Annotated in this window: 16 protein-coding genes; 11 read left to right on the top strand and 5 right to left on the bottom strand. The window is 40.4% G+C overall.

The features are described from left to right. The first annotated feature begins 27 nt into the window (after nt 1-27). From purH to rodA, 6 genes are read left to right on the top strand one after another with little or no spacing between them, the layout of a single operon-like run. Nucleotides 28-1,554 (top strand): bifunctional phosphoribosylaminoimidazolecarboxamide formyltransferase/IMP cyclohydrolase, encoded by a 1,527-nt coding sequence (gene purH, locus BLQ05_RS09000; protein ID WP_023575980.1) that lies wholly within the window; start codon nt 28-30, stop codon nt 1,552-1,554. 55 nt (nt 1,555-1,609) lie between these two features. Continuing rightward, entirely contained in the window at nt 1,610-2,638 is a 1,029-nt protein-coding gene (locus BLQ05_RS09005) for a rod shape-determining protein (protein WP_023575981.1), read from the top strand. Between the two features lie 11 nt (nt 2,639-2,649). Then, on the top strand, nt 2,650-3,477 hold the full coding sequence (gene mreC, locus BLQ05_RS09010) for a rod shape-determining protein MreC (protein WP_023575982.1): 828 nt from the start codon (nt 2,650-2,652) through the stop codon (nt 3,475-3,477). Continuing rightward, on the top strand, nt 3,470-3,976 hold the full coding sequence (locus tag BLQ05_RS09015; RefSeq protein ID WP_035654257.1) for a hypothetical protein: 507 nt from the start codon (nt 3,470-3,472) through the stop codon (nt 3,974-3,976). The genes mreC and BLQ05_RS09015 overlap by 8 nt, the downstream gene beginning before the upstream one ends. Further along, the gene (mrdA, locus tag BLQ05_RS09020; protein WP_023575983.1) at nt 3,973-5,835 is read left to right on the top strand and encodes a penicillin-binding protein 2; all 1,863 of its coding nucleotides are present in this window, start codon (nt 3,973-3,975) and stop codon (nt 5,833-5,835) included. Before BLQ05_RS09015 ends, mrdA begins: the two co-directional genes overlap by 4 nt. A 5-nt stretch (nt 5,836-5,840) precedes the next feature. Next, nucleotides 5,841-7,097, top strand: a complete 1,257-nt coding sequence (gene rodA, locus BLQ05_RS09025; RefSeq protein ID WP_023575984.1) for a rod shape-determining protein RodA — start codon at nt 5,841-5,843, stop codon at nt 7,095-7,097. Between the two features lies 1 nt (nt 7,098). Here rodA and BLQ05_RS09030 read toward each other — a convergent pair whose 3' ends face one another. After that, nucleotides 7,099-7,830, bottom strand: coding sequence for a DNA/RNA non-specific endonuclease (locus tag BLQ05_RS09030; RefSeq protein ID WP_023575985.1), 732 nt, complete (start codon nt 7,828-7,830; stop codon nt 7,099-7,101). A gap of 161 nt (nt 7,831-7,991) precedes the next feature. Between BLQ05_RS09030 and BLQ05_RS09035 the strand changes: the two genes are divergently transcribed. Beyond that, the gene (locus tag BLQ05_RS09035) at nt 7,992-8,537 is read left to right on the top strand and encodes a hypothetical protein (protein ID WP_023575986.1); all 546 of its coding nucleotides are present in this window, start codon (nt 7,992-7,994) and stop codon (nt 8,535-8,537) included. A 55-nt stretch (nt 8,538-8,592) separates the two neighbouring features. On the opposite strand, the gene BLQ05_RS09040 is transcribed toward BLQ05_RS09035, so the two are convergent. After that, nucleotides 8,593-10,764: a carboxy terminal-processing peptidase gene (locus tag BLQ05_RS09040; protein WP_023575987.1), complete on the bottom strand. Its 2,172-nt coding sequence runs from the start codon at nt 10,762-10,764 to the stop codon at nt 8,593-8,595. Between the two features lie 164 nt (nt 10,765-10,928). Between BLQ05_RS09040 and surE the strand changes: the two genes are divergently transcribed. The 4 genes from surE (at nt 10,929) to BLQ05_RS09060 (ending at nt 15,210) form a co-directional block, all read left to right on the top strand. Next, a complete protein-coding gene (surE, locus tag BLQ05_RS09045; protein WP_023575988.1) occupies nt 10,929-11,693 on the top strand; it encodes a 5'/3'-nucleotidase SurE in 765 nt (254 codons plus the stop codon). A 25-nt stretch (nt 11,694-11,718) separates the two neighbouring features. After that, complete coding sequence (locus BLQ05_RS09050) at nt 11,719-11,991, top strand: hypothetical protein (RefSeq protein ID WP_023575989.1); 273 nt, start codon at nt 11,719-11,721, stop codon at nt 11,989-11,991. A gap of 2 nt (nt 11,992-11,993) precedes the next feature. Continuing rightward, entirely contained in the window at nt 11,994-13,106 is a 1,113-nt protein-coding gene (gene lpxB / locus BLQ05_RS09055; protein WP_023575990.1) for a lipid-A-disaccharide synthase, read from the top strand. A gap of 82 nt (nt 13,107-13,188) precedes the next feature. Continuing rightward, complete coding sequence (locus BLQ05_RS09060) at nt 13,189-15,210, top strand: ComEC/Rec2 family competence protein (protein ID WP_023575991.1); 2,022 nt, start codon at nt 13,189-13,191, stop codon at nt 15,208-15,210. Here the strand turns inward: BLQ05_RS09060 and BLQ05_RS09065 are convergent. From BLQ05_RS09065 to BLQ05_RS09075, 3 genes are read right to left on the bottom strand one after another with little or no spacing between them, the layout of a single operon-like run. Beyond that, a complete protein-coding gene (locus BLQ05_RS09065; RefSeq protein ID WP_023575992.1) occupies nt 15,207-15,683 on the bottom strand; it encodes a thioredoxin family protein in 477 nt (158 codons plus the stop codon). The genes BLQ05_RS09060 and BLQ05_RS09065 overlap by 4 nt on opposite strands. A 3-nt stretch (nt 15,684-15,686) precedes the next feature. Continuing rightward, nucleotides 15,687-16,163, bottom strand: coding sequence for a thioredoxin family protein (locus tag BLQ05_RS09070; protein WP_023575993.1), 477 nt, complete (start codon nt 16,161-16,163; stop codon nt 15,687-15,689). 52 nt (nt 16,164-16,215) lie between these two features. Continuing rightward, entirely contained in the window at nt 16,216-17,721 is a 1,506-nt protein-coding gene (locus BLQ05_RS09075) for a peptide MFS transporter (protein ID WP_023575994.1), read from the bottom strand.

The raw sequence follows: 17,721 nt of genomic DNA on the forward strand, positions 1-17,721 counted from the left end.
TTTTGCCCCTTTAAACACAACAACACAATGAACACTGCAAAAACAATCAAATCAGCTTTAATTTCGGTATTTGACAAAGAAGGTTTAGAGCCTATCGTAAAAAAATTACATGAGCACAACGTAACGATTTATTCTACCGGCGGAACGGAAGAATTCATTAAAAGCTTCGGCATTCCGGTAGTGGCGGTAGAAGATGTCACTTCGTACCCATCCATCCTTGGCGGACGCGTAAAAACCCTACACCCGAAAATTTTTGGCGGTATCTTGAACCGTCAGGACCATGAAGGCGATGTGGCGCAAATGGAAGAATACCAGATTCCGCAGATTGATTTAGTGATTGTGGATTTATACCCGTTTGAAAAAACGGTAGCGTCCGGCGCAAGTGAAGCCGATATTATCGAGAAGATTGACATCGGTGGTATTTCGTTAATCCGTGCGGCGGCGAAAAACTTTAAAGATACGGTTATCGTGGCTTCGGTAAATGAATACGCATTATTCCTTGACATGATTACCAACGGAAACGGTGCCACGACTTTAGCGGAAAGAAAACTCTTGGCTACCAAAGCGTTCCACGTTTCTTCCCACTATGACGGCGCGATTTTCAACTACTTTAATACCGACGAAACCGTTTACAAAGCCAGTATTGCTGACGGTCAGGTTTTACGTTACGGGGAAAACCCGCACCAGAAAGGATTTTTCTTTGGCGAATTTGACAAAATGTTCCATAAAGTCCACGGAAAAGAGCTATCTTACAACAACTTACTGGATGTAGATGCGGCGGTAAATTTGATGAACGAATTCAAAAACGACAATCCGACGTTTGCGATTTTAAAACACAACAACGCTTGCGGTTTGGCCACTAGAAACACAATGAAAGAAGCGTATGTGGACGCGCTTGCAGGTGACCCGACTTCGGCTTTCGGAGGTGTTTTGATTGCAAACGGCAACATCGATTTGGCCACAGCCAATGAAATCAACCACTTGTTCTGCGAAGTAGTAATTGCGCCAAGTTATGATGCGGATGCCCTTGCGGTTTTGGAAGAAAAGAAAAACAGAATCATCCTGATCCAGAATGAGGTGGAATTACCTACAAAGCAAGTGAGAACTTGTCTTAACGGTTTGTTAATTCAGGATAAAGACAATATTACAGACAATAAAGCGCTTTTAAAAACCGTTACAGTAACGTCACCTTCAGAACAGGAAGTGAATGATTTGCTGTTTGCTTCCAAAATCTGTAAACACACCAAATCCAATACGATTGTTTTTGCTAAAAACGGTCAGTTATTGGCTTCCGGAACCGGACAGACCTCAAGAGTGGATGCGTTGCGTCACGCTGTTGAAAAAGCGAATTCCTTCGGATTTGATTTGAAGGGTGCGGTGATGGCGAGTGATGCGTTCTTCCCTTTCCCGGATTGTGTGGAATTGGCGAAAAACGCAGGAATTACAGCGGTGATCCAACCGGGTGGTTCGATAAAAGACGAATTGAGTATCAACTATTGCAACGAAAATAAAGTTTCGATGGTATTTACGGGAATTCGCCATTTTAAACATTAATTTTATTATTTTTGTAGGCTAAGTATTTATAAATAAATTTAACCCTCTTTTGAGTATGGGATTTTTTGATTTCATGACCGAGGACATCGCGATTGACCTTGGAACCGCAAATACCTTAATCATTCATAATGACAAGGTTGTTATTGACAGTCCGTCTATTGTTGCCCGTGACCGCATCACCGGTAAGATTATTGCTGTCGGTAAGGAAGCGAACATGATGCAGGGTAAAACCCATGAAAACATCAAAACCATTCGTCCGTTAAAAGATGGGGTTATTGCTGACTTCGATGCGTCGGAGAAAATGATCAGCATGTTTATAAAAAGTATTCCTGCCTTAAAGAAAAAAATGTTTACACCGGCACTTCGCATGGTGGTTTGTATCCCTTCCGGCATTACCGAAGTGGAGATGCGAGCGGTAAAAGAATCGTGTGAGCGTGTAAACGGAAAAGAAGTATACTTAATCCACGAACCGATGGCGGCAGCTATCGGTATCGGGGTGGACATCATGCAGCCGAAAGGAAACATGATTGTGGATATAGGTGGAGGAACCACTGAAATTGCGGTTATCGCTTTGGGCGGAATTGTGTGTGACAAATCGGTTAAAATTGCCGGGGACGTTTTCACAAACGACATCATTTACTACATGAGAACCCAGCACAATCTATTCGTTGGAGAAACCACTGCCGAAAAAATAAAAATCTCCGTGGGTGCTGCCACCGAAGACCTGGAAACTCCTCCAGACGACATGGAAGTACAAGGACGTGACCTATTAACCGGAAAACCAAAACAGGTAAACGTTTCCTACCGCGAGATTGCCAAAGCGCTTGACAAATCCATTCAGCGTATCGAAGATGCGGTAATGGAAACCTTATCGCAAACCCCGCCGGAATTGGCAGCCGATATCTACAACACCGGTATTTATCTTGCAGGTGGCGGTTCGATGCTAAGAGGATTGGACAAGCGAATTTCACAAAAAACAGACCTACCCGTTTATATTGCTGAAGACCCCCTTAGAGCAGTAGTTAGAGGAACCGGAATGGCGCTTAAAAACCTACAAAAATTTAGAAGTATTCTTATCAAATAAAGAAATAATACATGCAGCAAATAATTAATTTTATATTTAAAAACAGCATCCGATTGCTGTTTTTGCTGCTTTTGATAACCTCGTTAACACTGACCATTCAGTCGCATTCGTACCACCGAAGCCAGTTTGTGAGTTCGGCAAATGTAGTGACCGGTGGCGTGTATCAGCGTATTAACAATGTGAAAGAATATTTCAACCTACGCACGCAAAACAACGATTTAGCCAAAGAAAATGCGTACCTGAAACAATTGCTTTACAACAAACCCGATACGGTTATCGCTTCCACCGAATTGATTCCGAGAGGTTATGAAGACATCAAAGTAATTCAGTCCAAGGTGATTAACAACTCCTTTAATGTACCTGAAAACTACATCACCATTAACAGCGGAAGTGCCGATGGCGTCAAACCGGACATGGGGGTGGTAAACAGTCTCGGAATTGTAGGTATCATAGAAAAAACGTCTAAGAATTACGCCACCGTCCAGAGCATTTTAAATGTCAAATCACAGATTAATGCGAAGATTAAGAAGTCAAATCACTTTGGTTCGCTGATCTGGAATGCCAAAAATGTGGGTTATGCGCAATTAATCGACGTTCCAAGACTGGCTTCCGTTAAAAAAGGAGATACCATTGTAACCGGAGGCCGTTCGGTAATTTTTCCTGAAAATATTCCTATTGGTAAAATCGACAAAATCTTTATCGACAAAGCAACAAACTATTACACGATTAATATCCGTTTGTTCAACGACATGACAAATTTGGGTCACGTGTATGTGATCGAGAATGTGAAACGTAAGGAAATCATTAAATTAGAAGAAGAAACAAAACCTGATGAATAGTACATTTATCCTAAATATTTTTCGTTTTGTGGCTTTGCTAGCCCTACAGGTTGTCGTTTTCAACAACATCAACTTTTTGGGGTACGTTAATCCTTTCCCTTACATTTTATTTATCCTCTTATATCCGGTAAACGGTAACAGAGCCGGTCTTTTGGTGGCCAGTTTCCTGCTCGGACTCTCCATGGATATGTTTTGCAATTCGGGTGGTGTACATGCTACTGCCTGTTTGGTTTTGGCCTATCTGAGACCCTCCATTTTTAAATTCGCCTTTGGTATCAGTTACGAATACCAGACCGTGAAAATTGCCGATAAATTGTCGCCGGAACGCTTTACTTTTATTCTTATTGCGGTATTGATACACCATTTGGTCTTGTACCTTTTAGAAATTTTCCGATTTAGTTTCTTTTGGGAAATTTTATGGCGAACTTTACTATCGACTTTATTTACACTTATACTTTGTATTGTCAGCATCTACTTAATTAAGCCAAGCAAGCGATGAGAAAGTTATTTTTACCCGGTTTGATTGTTGTTACAGCAGTGCTGATAATAGCAAGGCTTTTCTATTTGCAGATATTGGACGACTCTTTTAAGATCAAGTCCGACAACAACGCCATTAAAATTGTTTACGATTACCCGGAACGCGGTTATATTTATGATCGTAACGGAGAATTATTGGTTGCCAACCAACCCTCTTATGACATTATGGTAGTGCCGAAGGAAATCAAAAACCTTGATACTTTGGAATTTTGCACCATCCTAAATGTCACCAAAGAAGAGTTTCTTAAAAAAATCGAAAAAGCCAAAATCTATAGCCCAAGACTTCCTTCCGTATTCCTTCCGCAATTAAACAAAATGGAATATGCTGCTTTTCAGGAGAAAATCAGAAAATACGAAGGTTTTTATATTCAAAAACGTTCCTTGAGGGATTATCAGGTGAATGTGGGAGCGAATGTTTTCGGATACATTACTCAGGTGAATGACGCCATTATAGCAAAACACCCCTATTATAAAAGCGGTGATTTGATTGGTATGCAAGGAGTGGAGCAAACTTATGAAGAAATTTTACGCGGTATCAAAGGGGTGAAGTACCGTCAAAGGGACCGTTTCAACAAAGATATCGGCCCGTACAAAGAAGGAATTTACGATACGATAGCCGTTCAGGGAAAAGACATCACTTTATCCCTTGATGTGGAACTTCAGAAATACGGCGAAGCCCTGATGAAGAACAAACGTGGCGGAATTGTAGCCATTGAACCAAGCACCGGAGAAATTCTCGCGTTGGTTACGGCGCCTTCGTATGACCCTGCTATTTTGGTGGGACGCGAGCGTTCTAAAAACTACACCGCGCTATACAACGATTCGATTGCCATGCCACTGTTCGACAGAGGTTTATTGGCCGAATACCCTCCCGGATCCCCTTTTAAAATCCTGACCGCTTTGATAGGTTTACAAGAAGGCGTTATCGACGAAAAAACACAATTTGCCTGCAGTCACGGTTTCTCCTATGGTAGAGGAGCGTTTATGAAATGCCACTGCGGCGGCGGTATGCGGGATTTAAATGTTGGAATTTACAAATCCTGTAATGCCTATTTCGGGAATGTCTATAAATATACTATCGACAAATACCAGAAACCAAGATACGGTGTAAATGCCTGGAGCAATCACTTAAAAAGTTTCGGTTTGGGTAATTTCATGGGGTATGATTTACCTCCGGGAAGAAAAGGTCACGTCCCGACTTCAAAATATTATGACCGTTGGTATCCCAATGGCGGATGGAAAAGTTCTACCATCATCTCCAACTCCATCGGACAAGGTGAAGTCTTGATGACCCCAATGCAATTGGCCAACATGATGGCGATTATTGCCAATGAAGGGTATTATTACACACCTCACATGATTAAAAAAATCAAAGGGCAGCAAATTGATAAAAAGTACCGAACCAAACACGTTACGACTATCGACAAACAATATTTCAAACCGGTAATCAACGGATTGTTTGACGTGTACAACTTTGGTACGGCAGCCGGTTTACGCGTGGAAGGCATCGAAATCTGTGGTAAAACCGGAACCGCAGAAAACTTCACCAAGATTAACGGGCAGCGCGTTCAGTTAACGGACCACTCTGTTTTCGTTGCATTTGCACCAAGGGTCAATCCTAAAATTGCCATTGCGGTTTTGGTGGAAAATGGGTATTGGGGTTCCCGTTGGGCTGGTCCGATTTCGAGTTTGATGATTGAAAAATACATCAAAAAAGACACCATCACCCGTAAAGATTTAGAAAGAAGAATGTTGGAAGGAAGCTTAGAATTTGAGTATTCGAAAGTAACCAGCGGGCAACCGTTTACCATTAACAAATAGGCCGAATGAAGAATCAAAGTGTAATCAATAACATCGACTGGATTACCGTATTTATTTATACCATCCTGGTTATCATGGGTTGGATGAATATCTATTCCGCATCGTTACCTATTGAGGAAACTTCGATTTTTGATTTGAGTCAGATTTATGGCAGACAGATGCTGTTTATCTTTCTGACCATTCCGTTGATTTTCATCATTTTGTCAATGGAAGCCAAGATTTTCGAAAAGTATTCCACCGTCTTTTACATTATCGGTATCTTTTTACTGTTGGGTTTGTTTGCCTTCGGAAAAACCATTAAGGGACAAACCAACTGGTACCAGTTTGGGGGATTTGGTTTCCAGCCATCGGAATTCGTTAAAACGGCTACAGCCCTGGTACTCGCCAAATTAGTGAGTGATACGCAAATCAATCTAAAAAACTTTAAGCATCAATTGTTCGCTTTAGCGGTTTTTGGATTTCCCGTTGTGTTGATTCTGATGCAACCCGATGCCGGAAGTGCCATGATATTCCTTTCCCTTATTTTTGTACTCTATCGTGAAGGTCTACCAAGTTGGTACCTTTGGACAGGTTTTATCGGAATAGCGCTTTTCATATTGGCGTTAGTGGTAAAACCGATATTTCTCATCGGGTTCGTTTTGTTGGTGATGATTATCCATTTCATTCTGAATACCCGAATCACAAGAAACCCAATTATTTACGGAATTTTGTTTGTCGTAATTACCGGAATGGTCTTGTCAGTCGATTATGTATATGAAACGGTACTGGAACCGCATCAGAAAGACCGTATCAACGTACTGATTGGGGAAGACGTGAACATGCAGAAAGAAGGTTACAACCTGAACCAATCGATGATTGCCATCGGATCCGGAAGCTGGTTTGGGAAAGGCTATCTTGAAGGCACCCAAACTAAAGGCGGCTTTGTACCGGAACAACACACCGACTATATTTTTACAACCGTAGGTGAAGAATGGGGCTTTGTAGGCGCTACAGTGGTAATCTTCTTGTTTATTTGTCTCTTCTTACGGATCATCTACCTCGCCGAACGACAGAAAACAAAATTCAGCCGGATTTACGGGTATTGTGTTGCCACCTATTTATTCACACACTTTTTTGTGAATGTGGCGATGCTTATTAAGTTGTTCCCAACCATTGGTGTACCGCTACCGTTCTTTTCATACGGAGGATCCAGTTTATGGGCTTTTACGATTATGCTTTACATTTTCATCAAAATGGATGCTAATAAGGTGAACGAATGGTAGCCTAAAAACTCCACTCTTTATAATCGTTTGATTTTTCCATTTTGTTTTCCACAGCATCAGGAAGTTTGGGGAAGAAATCGATGCCCGTCATTTTCTCGATAGTATTCACATCCATAACAAATTCATACAATGCTTTTTCCGAATCTTCATGCGGCACCAGGAATCCGATCATTTTTTTACCGTCTTTGGTCATAAGAATTTTGTAGAAATAATTCGGAACCGCTACATTTTCCTCTCCTATGCTTTTCAGATTGTCGCTTAAAACACCTCCGGTAACCACATAAAGGCCGTCGTATTTTTTGGCCCAATACCGCACCTTTTGTTCCAGGCGATTCCAGACACCGTCGTTAAACTCGTGCAATTGGGGAGAAATATTGGACGTATAAAACGTTTCCTCAAAAGCTTTATAAGAACTTTTTCGGTCTCCGGCAGGACACAAATGCCCCTTATCGTAACCCGACTTTTTATAATTCCGCCAATCGGCCGAACGCGATTTCACTTTAGGGTCTTCAATAAAAAAAGGACGATTAAAATTCCGATTAGAAAAATCGAGGCTTGACAAACTATAAGCAACCCATTCCGACTGTTCAAACTCTTCCGAATACGAAAAAGCAAACCCCTCCCGCTGAATCACAACGCCTGTGGTGGAAGTAGGATAAAAATAAAAAGACAATGTGATAACCGGTGTCACTGTTTCGACAGAGGGATTCCATACTTCTTCTTTCGGAGCCATTTCGTTTTGCTTACAGGAAAAAAGAGTAAAAAATAACCCTAAAACAACCTTAAAAATGAGATTTCTCTTAATTAACTTCGCCATAATGCATTTGTGGTTCGATATTTGTTAATTTTGTAAAGGTATTAAATCAAATAAGAAGAAATTTAAAATTTAGAAATATGAAAAACAAAATAATGTTGGCCATCGCAATTTGCGGTTTTCAATTTGGGTTTGCTCAAGAGATTGTAAAAGACACTACGGTAAAACCAATTGACATAGTGGAAGCGGAAAGAAAAGCAGCCGACGAGAAAGCTAAAGTGCTTGAGGCGGAAAGAATCGAGAAAGAACGCATCCAGGTTTTAAAAAACAGTGAGAAGGAGCGAAAGGAAATGGAAAAAGCGCAGGACAAAGCTGAGAAAGAGCGCAAGCAAATGGAGCGTGAAAACAAGAAAATGGCGAAAGAGTTGAAAAAAGCAGAAAAAGAAAGAGACAAACTGGACAAAGCAAAACGTAATGTTGAAAAAGCCAAAGACCGTTTGGAAGACAGCAGAAAAGATCTGAATAACGAACAGGAAAAATTTGACAGACAAACCAGAAAAGGAAAACTGAGTCCTGAGAAAGAATTAAAAGCAAGAGAAAAGCTTTTAAAAATGAGCAACAAAAAAAAAGAACGTCAATTGGAACTTGAAAAAGAACAGATGAAACTTAACAAGTTGCTGAAATAATAATAAAAAAGCCATTCACTTTGTGAATGGCTTTTTTTATACAAGGCACAAAAGATTATTTCACTTCGGCCAATTTATTTTTCTTGTCCTTCAAATTAATTGTCCCTTTCAAAACCGATGTGGATTTCATGTCGGAAAGAATATTCAAGGCTTCTTCCACATAAACATCGCTCGATAAACTTTCATGCCATCTTTCTCTTTTTTGAGCCAACAGCGAATCTTTTTTGAAAATTTCCTGCTCATAAGGCAATGATGTGAATTTCAGATTGCTCTTATAATCAACAATGGCTTTGAATTTTTTGGCTTTCGCTTCCACTGAATTTTCTTCTTCCCTGAATTTTTTATAGTTCAGACTGTAGGTATTAATGTCTTTGCGTTCGTTAATCCATTTCGCATTTTCATCGATCAATCTGAATTGCTCGCTGCTTGCCATTCTGGCTTTACTTTTTGCAATCACATCTTCGAACGTGGCATTTTTCGTTACCTTATAAGACGCTTCGTCAATTTTATCCCAAGGCATGGCATTTTCCACATCACGTTCTCCCATCTCAATATACGAATATCTGTCCGGCATAACGATGTCACTCAACACCCCTTCTCTTTGGGTGGAACCTCCGTTAATTCTGTAGAATTTCTGCGTGGTTGTTTTCAAGGCACCCAAATCACCGAAAGAGCTGCTTCTTACGAACTGATTCAAATCGATTAGGTTCTGAACGGTTCCTTTCCCGTAAGTATGCTTACTTCCGATAACAATACCACGTTTGTAATCCTGAATCGCCGCAGCGAAAATTTCAGAAGCCGATGCCGAGAAATTGTTAACCATTACTACCAAAGGTCCATCCCATTGTACACGGGAATCTTTGTCATAAAGAACATCTTTCTTTTTTCCAGAGGATTTCACCTGAACCACAGGCCCTTCTTCAATGAACAATCCTACCATATCCACCACCGTTTGAAGTGATCCTCCACCATTGTCACGCAAATCCATTACAATACCTTCAACACCTTGTGCTTTCAATCTTTCGATTTCCTGCGCCACGTCTTTGAAAGCATCTCTTTTGTCTTTGTTTTCGAAATCGATATAGAATTTAGGCAAATAAATTATTCCGAAAGTCTTCCCTCCTTCTTTTACCACACTTGATTTGGCATACGTTTCTTCCAACTCCACCACTTCACGGATAATCGAAATCACTTTAATGGTTCCGTCTACTTTTTTAACGGTCAGACGCACTTCCGTACCTTTTTTACCTTTAATTTTTTTCACCACATCGTCCAAACGCATCCCTACTACATCTACGGGTTCATCACTACCTTGCGCTACTTTCATGATTAAGTCGCCTTGTTCCAGTTGCTTTCCTCTCCAGGCCGGTCCGCCGGGAATCAGTTCCGAAATTTCAGTAATGTCATTTTTCTTTTGTAAACGCGCTCCGATGCCTTCCAATGTTCCGCTCATACTGATATCGAACTTGTCTTTTTCTTCCGGAGCAAAATAAAAGGTATGCGGGTCAAAACGCTCGACAATGGCATTCAGATAAATTGAAAACCAGTCGTTTCGGTCCAATTCCCCAACGAAATCAAAATAATCGTTTAGCGATTTTAAAGTCGTTTCACGGGAATCGGCTTCAAGTTCCGCAAACGTTTTCTCTTTGTAGTTGGCGTCTTTTTTCTTTTTGTCTTCCTCCAATTTCAACTTATCGGTGATGGATGACAAAACCGACAATTTCAACTGTTTCTCCCAACGTAATTTCAATTCCGCTTTGTTTTTCGAAAACGGCAGTTTATCATAATCGGTATTGATGTTGTCTTCCTTATTGAAATCGAAAGGTTTATCCAGAACTTCTTTGTAGATCTTTCTAGACTCATTCATTCTTTCAATAAGACGTGTGTAAGTTAATTCAAAGAATTTCAAATCTTTGCTTTTAATCATATCATCAATTTGGGTCTCATATTTCTTAAATTCATCGATATCCGACTGCACAAAGAAACGTCTTGAAGGATCTATACCGTTAATATATTCCTTATATACATTTTTGGAAAATGCATCATCCATTGCTATAGGGTCGTAATGTCCTTTTTCCAAAACAAAAGTCAGTAACTCGAGCAAAAGTCGGTCTTTTTCGGGGTCTTCTTTTTTGTTAGGCACAAAACTCCACAGTATTGCTGACAAAGCGGTTATCAACAATACAATCTTATAATTTCTCTTCATAAATTGCCAAAAAGTATTCATTACTATTTTTCACTAAATTACATAAAAAAGGAAGCTAGGTTCTTAATGTTCCAATAATTTTTTGTTAAAGATTCCTTTTTATTGTTAAAACCTAAAAACAAAAATTGTACCAACATCAATTTAGAAAATGCTTACTTTAGCGAAAGTAAAAAAATAATGCCAAAATGAAACGAAAACCTTTGATATTAGTCACTAACGACGATAGTATTGTGGCACCGGGAATACGTGCTTTGATTGAAGTGATGAAAGAAATCGGCGAAGTGATTGTTGTGGCACCGGACAGTCCGCAATCCGCCATGGGGCACGCGATTACCATCAACAACACCTTACATCTCGAAAAGGTTACGATTGATCCGACACTTGAAAACGAATACAGTTGCTCGGGAACACCGGTAGATTGCGTTAAAATAGCGGTTCACGAAATCCTGAAACGCAAACCCGATTTGTGTGTCTCCGGAATCAATCACGGTTCCAATTCCTCCATCAACGTAATTTACTCCGGAACCATGTCTGCCGCAGTAGAAGCCGGTATTGAAGGGATTCCTGCGATTGGATTTTCCCTTTTGGATTTCAGCTGGAATGCCGATTTCGAACCGGTGAAACCCTACGTTAAAAAAATCGTTTTGGAAGTATTGGAAAAAGGATTACCGGATGGTGTGGTTTTAAACGTCAATCTTCCGAAAACCAAAATCAAAGGCATGAAAGTATGTCGTCAGGCAAAAGCCGTTTGGGAAGAACGATTCGACAAGCGTACCAATCCGCAAGGCAAGGAATACTATTGGCTCACCGGAGAATTTGTGAATCTGGACAAAGGAGAAGACACCGACGAATGGGCCTTAAAACACAACTATATTTCCATTGTTCCCGTTCAGTTTGACCTGACGGCGCATCATGCCATTCAGCAATTGAATACGTGGGACCTGACCTAATTATGAATCAAAATCAAGAACGACTATGAAGAAAAAAGATTTATTTATCGGACTTCTTATCGGATTAGTGGCGGCCACTTTAGGTTGCCTGCTGTTTTTATACTTTTTCACCGATGCCCGCTCCCTAGAAGACATAAAAGTGGTTCGTACTCAGGGTCTGATGGGAAAATTAATTACCCTTGGAGCTATTTTTAACTTAATCGCTTTCTTCATCTTACTGAAACTGGAGAAAGAACTGATGGCCAGAGGCGTGATTTTGGCAACCATTCTTTTGGCAATTCTAACGGTAATTCTGTAAGTATGAAATATTACATCATAGCCGGTGAAGCTTCCGGTGATTTGCACGGTGCCAATCTGATGAAAAACATTTTCAAACACGACCCTCAGGCGGAAATCCGTTTTTGGGGTGGCGACCTGATGCAACAAACCGGCGGTACCTTGGTAAAACACTACCGCGATTTGGCTTTTATGGGTTTTGCCGAAGTGCTAATGAATCTGAAAACCATTCTCAATAATATAAAAGTCTGCAAAGCCGATATTCTTGCTTTCCAGCCCGATGTGATTATCTATATCGATTACCCCGGATTTAACATGCGTATTGCCGAATGGGCAAAAAAATTAGGCATCAGAAACCATTATTACATTTCTCCGCAAATCTGGGCCTGGAAAGAAAACCGCATCAAAGCCATCAAACGCGATGTCGATAAAATGTATGTGATTCTACCTTTTGAAAAGGATTTTTACGAAAAGAAACACCATTTCCCTGTGGAATTTGTAGGCCATCCCTTGATTGATGCGATACATAACCGACCGAAAACCGATGCCGCAGCTTTCAAAAAAGAAAACAAGCTGGATGAAAGACCGATAATTGCCTTGTTGCCCGGAAGCCGCAAGCAGGAAATTGCTAAAATGCTTTCGCAGATGCTTTCCGTGGTGAAGGATTTTCCGGAGTATCAGTTTGTTATTGCGGGGGCGCCGAGTCAGGAGTTTTCGTTTTACCAGCAATTCCTGACCAACGATCAGGTGCATTTCATTTCGAATAAAACCTATGATTTACTGAGTGTTGCCCATGCCGCTTTGGTAACCTCGGGAACGGCAACACTGGAAACCGCCTTGTTTAAAGTTCCGGAAGTGGTGCTTTATAAAGGGAATTGGATTTCCTATCAGATTGCTAAACGCGTCATTACCCTGAAATACATATCGTTGGTCAATTTAATCATGGACAAAGAAGTGGTAACCGAATTGATTCAGGACGATTGCAATCCGAAAAGAATCAAAGCCGAATTGCAAAAATTACTGCATCCCGAAGATCGTGTTTCCCTTTTGAACAACTATGATTTATTGGAAGAAAAATTAGGCGGTGACGGGGCGAGTGAAAAAACGGCGCGGTTAATTATCAACGCCATAAAATAGTTTTTTCGATTTTTTTTCGCAGGGTTAAATTAAATGTAAGATTTTTCTTTTTTTAATTACTTTTTTACTTATTTTCGTGAGTATGAAAGTAATGAAATTTCCTACTATTGCAATAGCCCTGTTCTTTACATTGGGTATCGTTTCTGATTTTTATTGGAAACCCGATATTACTTGGGTCATATTGTTGACAATACTAACATCTTTAGTGTTTGGAATCCAATATTGGCTGGCCAAAAAGCATTTTATACAGAAAACGTATTTTGGCCTCGCGACCTATTCGCTGTCGTTTTCCATCGGAGTGCTGACACACGCACTTCATTTCGAACCCGGTTTCAAAAATCACTACAGCCACTTTCTTACCGAAAACAATACCTTGCAAGGAACCGTCTCCGAAAGGTTAAAACCTAATGAACATGCCGAAAAATACTATTTCAAAATATCAAAAATTGACGGAAAACCGGTTTTCGGGAAAATTCTTGTAACGGTTTCCAAAAAGGGAAAGCAACACCAATTCCATTCCGGGGATGAAATCATCATCAAAGGCGATGTACAACCGATTGCCAAATCGTACAATCCCTATCAGTTTGATTATGCCGCTTATCTGGAAAAACAAAATGTGTTTCATCAGTTGTATTTAAAACCCGAAAATCACATACAAATTGGCACACGTCACCACTTTGATTATTATGTGGAAAGGTACCGAAACATAGTATTGAACAGTTTCAACATTCATCATTTTTCTCCGGAAACGGACAATGTCATCCGCGCCTTGTTACTCGGGCAACGGCAGGACATGGACGCACAAACTTCAGAGAATTACACCAATGCCGGGGTTATCCATATTTTAGCCATTTCCGGTTTGCATATCGCCATTTTGTATACCATGTTACTCTTTTTTATCCGACCCCTGCAACGATTCAAAAAAGGAAAACTGCTACAATTTCTAATCGTTATAGGCTTTCTTTGGTTGTTTGCGATACTGTCGGGTTTGTCAGCTTCGGTGGTGCGCTCGGTGGTGATGTTCAGTTTCGTGAGCTTTGGATTGTACCTTAACAAGACGGGAAACATCTACAACATTTTGGCCGTTTCCATGCTTACTATTTTACTGTTTCGCCCGAATTTCCTATTCGATGTGGGTTTCCAGTTGAGCTACATTGCGGTTTTTACCATTGTTTGGCTGCAACCACTTTACAAATCGTTTAAGTTTTCGCGATATAAGGTCGTGAATTATTTCTCGGATGTGCTTGTGATTTCCTTTGTCGCGCAAATTGGGGTATTGCCTTTGAGTTTGTATTATTTCAATCAGATTCCGATGCTGTTTTTTTTAGCGAATTTGGTGGTGATTCCGCTTTCCAGTTTCGTATTGGTTTTAGGGATTGCGGTGTTGCTTTTTAATTTCATCCTTCCGGATTTCGCTATCCTGTTAGGAAAACTGCTTTCCCTTTCTATCGAAATCATGAATGAATACATTGCCTGGATAGCCTCATTCAAACATTTCGTAATCAAAGATATTCCGTTCTCCTTCCCGCTTTTACTGATTGCATATCTTGTGCTGATTGCCTGCGTTCTCTGGTTGTACGAAAAGCAGTTTTCCAGACTTCGTTTCTTTTTGTGTGCTGCAGTCGTATTGCAACTCGCTCTATTGAATACCTTCCGACAAACAGAGAAAGGAAGTGAATTCATTGTATACAACAATCGTAAGAGCACGTTACTGACCGAAAAGCAAAACAACAAAATAATAGCATACACCAATGATAGTCTGCCTCATGAAAACACGAATCTGAGAGCATACAACCGAGGGAAATTCAATCAGGAAATTGAAATACGGCCTTTGCCGAATGTACTCTGTTACGACAAAAATAAAATCTTATTGGTAGACAGTCTTGGCATTTATACGACCAAACAGCAACCGGATGTTCTGTTGCTCACACAATCACCAAAAATCAATCTGAACCGGGTAATAAAAGTCACTCGCCCAAAAATGATAATTGCCGATGCTACGAATTACAAAAGTTATGTGAAACGTTGGAAAGCGACCTGTGAAAAAGAAAAAATCCCTTTCCATGCCACTGCTGAAAAGGGATTCTATAGAATTGAAAATTAGATTTTCTCGAGTTCTGCAATAACCTGTTCCGCAGTTCTGTACCCTACAATCGGAGCTTTCACTTCGCCGGTTTTATCAAAAACATACATGGAAGGATAGCCCTGAACCTGTAAAAACATGGTGAATTCGTGTGCCGAATTTCTGCCTTTACGGTTCGAATCAAAGCCTGGGTTGGCATATTTCTTTCCTTTGTAGTTTACTTGCGTATTTCCTTCACCATTGAATTTCACGGCATAATAATTCGCATTGATGTATTCCACAAATTTTGGATCGTGAAACGTATTCTTGTCCAACATCTTACAAGGGCCACACCAATCGGTATATACGTCCATGAAAATAGGTTTTGCCTTTTTAGGGTTTTTTTGTTGTAATGCCAATGCCTCATCAATAGTCATCCACTTAATTTCAGCTTCCTGAGCCTGTGCCACCATACTTCCCAAAACGAAAAGTACGGCAAATAGTGTTTTTTTCATCGTTTATCCTTTTTTATTGTTAGTTAAAATTTGATTGGCGCCTGATATCCAGACTTCCGGTCCGCCGGCCACATAACCGGTACTGCCCAATTGGGTAAAATTGGTTTTTCCTTCTCTAGTTTCCGAATTGACAAACCAAACTGTTGGATAGCCTTGTACCTGAAAAGCACTTTGCAAGGAATAGTTTTGTTGCTGTAAAGCGGGGTCCAACTGTTTTTTTCTTGGAAAATCTAGTTCAACAAGCACCACATTGTCTTTGGCCCATTTAACGAACTCTTTCTTATAAAACACCTCTTTTTGCAAACGAATACACCAGCCACACCAATCGCTACCTGTAAAAAACAACAGTAATGGCTTTTTCTCCTTATTGGAAATTGCCATGGCCTTATCGATGTTCGTATGCCATGTCAGTTTGCTTTTCTGAGCATTTACAAGTAATGAACCAAAAGTCATCAATAAAATTAAAAATATTTTTTTCATACTGAGTTTCGATTTTTATCTTCTACTAAATAACAAAAACAATGCCGAAAAATCACTTGACCTCTCCCATTAATTTTTTTACAAAAGGAGAAATCGCGATTAACACGACGCCGGCAATCAACGCGTAAATCGCCAATTGTTCGTAGCCGTCGGCATATACATTTAATTTTTCCAGATTGGAGGCGTTTTCGGAAGCTTCCGCAATGTTCGCCCCTAGCAAACCTGCGAAATACTGCCCGTAGGCGCTGGCCAAAAACCACATTCCCATGATAACCGCCTGTGTTTTTTGTGGCGATAACTTGGTCATGGCACTCATTCCTATCGGAGACAGACACAATTCGCCAAACGTGATGACAAACCAACCGAACGTGAACAAATCCAATGAGGTTCTACCCGAAGCGTCGGCAAAGAATTTCGTATAATAAAACACGTAGAAACCGCCCGCTAAAAAGATAAACGCCAATCCGAATTTCACTACCGTATTGGGTTCGATTTTTCGTTTGTTCATCCAAAGCCATGCCATTCCCACTAAAGCCGCAAAAGCGATTACAAACAGGGAATTCGCGGAATTGTTCACTCCATTCGGATCCAATTTGATTCCGGCCACGGTGTTTTCTAAATTGTTTGCCGCAAATAAACTTAAAGATCCGCCACTCTGTTCGAAAAACGCCCAAAAGAAAATGGAGAATATAATAAAGACTAAAGCTGCGAATAATTTTTTATTTTCCGCTAAGGAGAAATTACGCATTTCATAGAACAGGTACAACAACGAAGCCGGACCGATAACAAACATGAAATAATCCGTGTATTCTGTTCTCGCCACCATCGTCATGATAATCGGAATGATTACCAAAGATCCTACATAAGTAACGATTTCAAGCGTTCTTTTCTTTGACGGTTCCAAATGATTTAGCGGAGAAAGTCCGATTTCACCCAAGCTCTTTTGTGTTTGCGTGAACGTCAGCAAACTGATAATCATTACAATAGCAGCAAATCCAAACGCGACATTCCAACGCAAATGTTCCGGAACGAAAGAAGCAAACATATTCCCATTCGCCACAGCGATACAAATGTAACCTCCGATTAGGGCTCCAAGATTCACCCCGGCATAGAACAATGAAAATCCGGCATCGCGACGGTTGTCATCGTCTTTGTATAATTTACCGACCATGGTGGAGATATTCGGTTTGAAAAATCCGGTTCCGATAATCGTGAAACTGATTCCGAAGAAAAAGAACTGTTTCGGATCGATTGCCAGAATAATACTTCCAACAATCATCAGCAATCCGCCCCAAAAAAGGGATTTTCGGTATCCTAAAATCTTATCGGCAAACAATCCTCCAATAAAGGTGAATGCATAAACAAAAGCCTGAGTGGCGCCGTATTGAAGATTGGCGGTTTTTTCGTCCATCATCAATTGGTTTACCATAAAGACCACCAACATTCCGCGCATTCCGTAGAAACTGAAACGTTCCCACATTTCGCTGAAAAACAAATACCACAGTTGTTTCGGGTATTTTCCTTTAAAATTCTGAATTTGTTCTATTGTTGCACTCAT

Origin of the sequence: Flavobacterium saliperosum (assembly GCF_900100625.1) — a bacterium.
In the GTDB taxonomy this organism is placed as follows: Bacteria; Bacteroidota; Bacteroidia; order Flavobacteriales; family Flavobacteriaceae; genus Flavobacterium; species Flavobacterium saliperosum.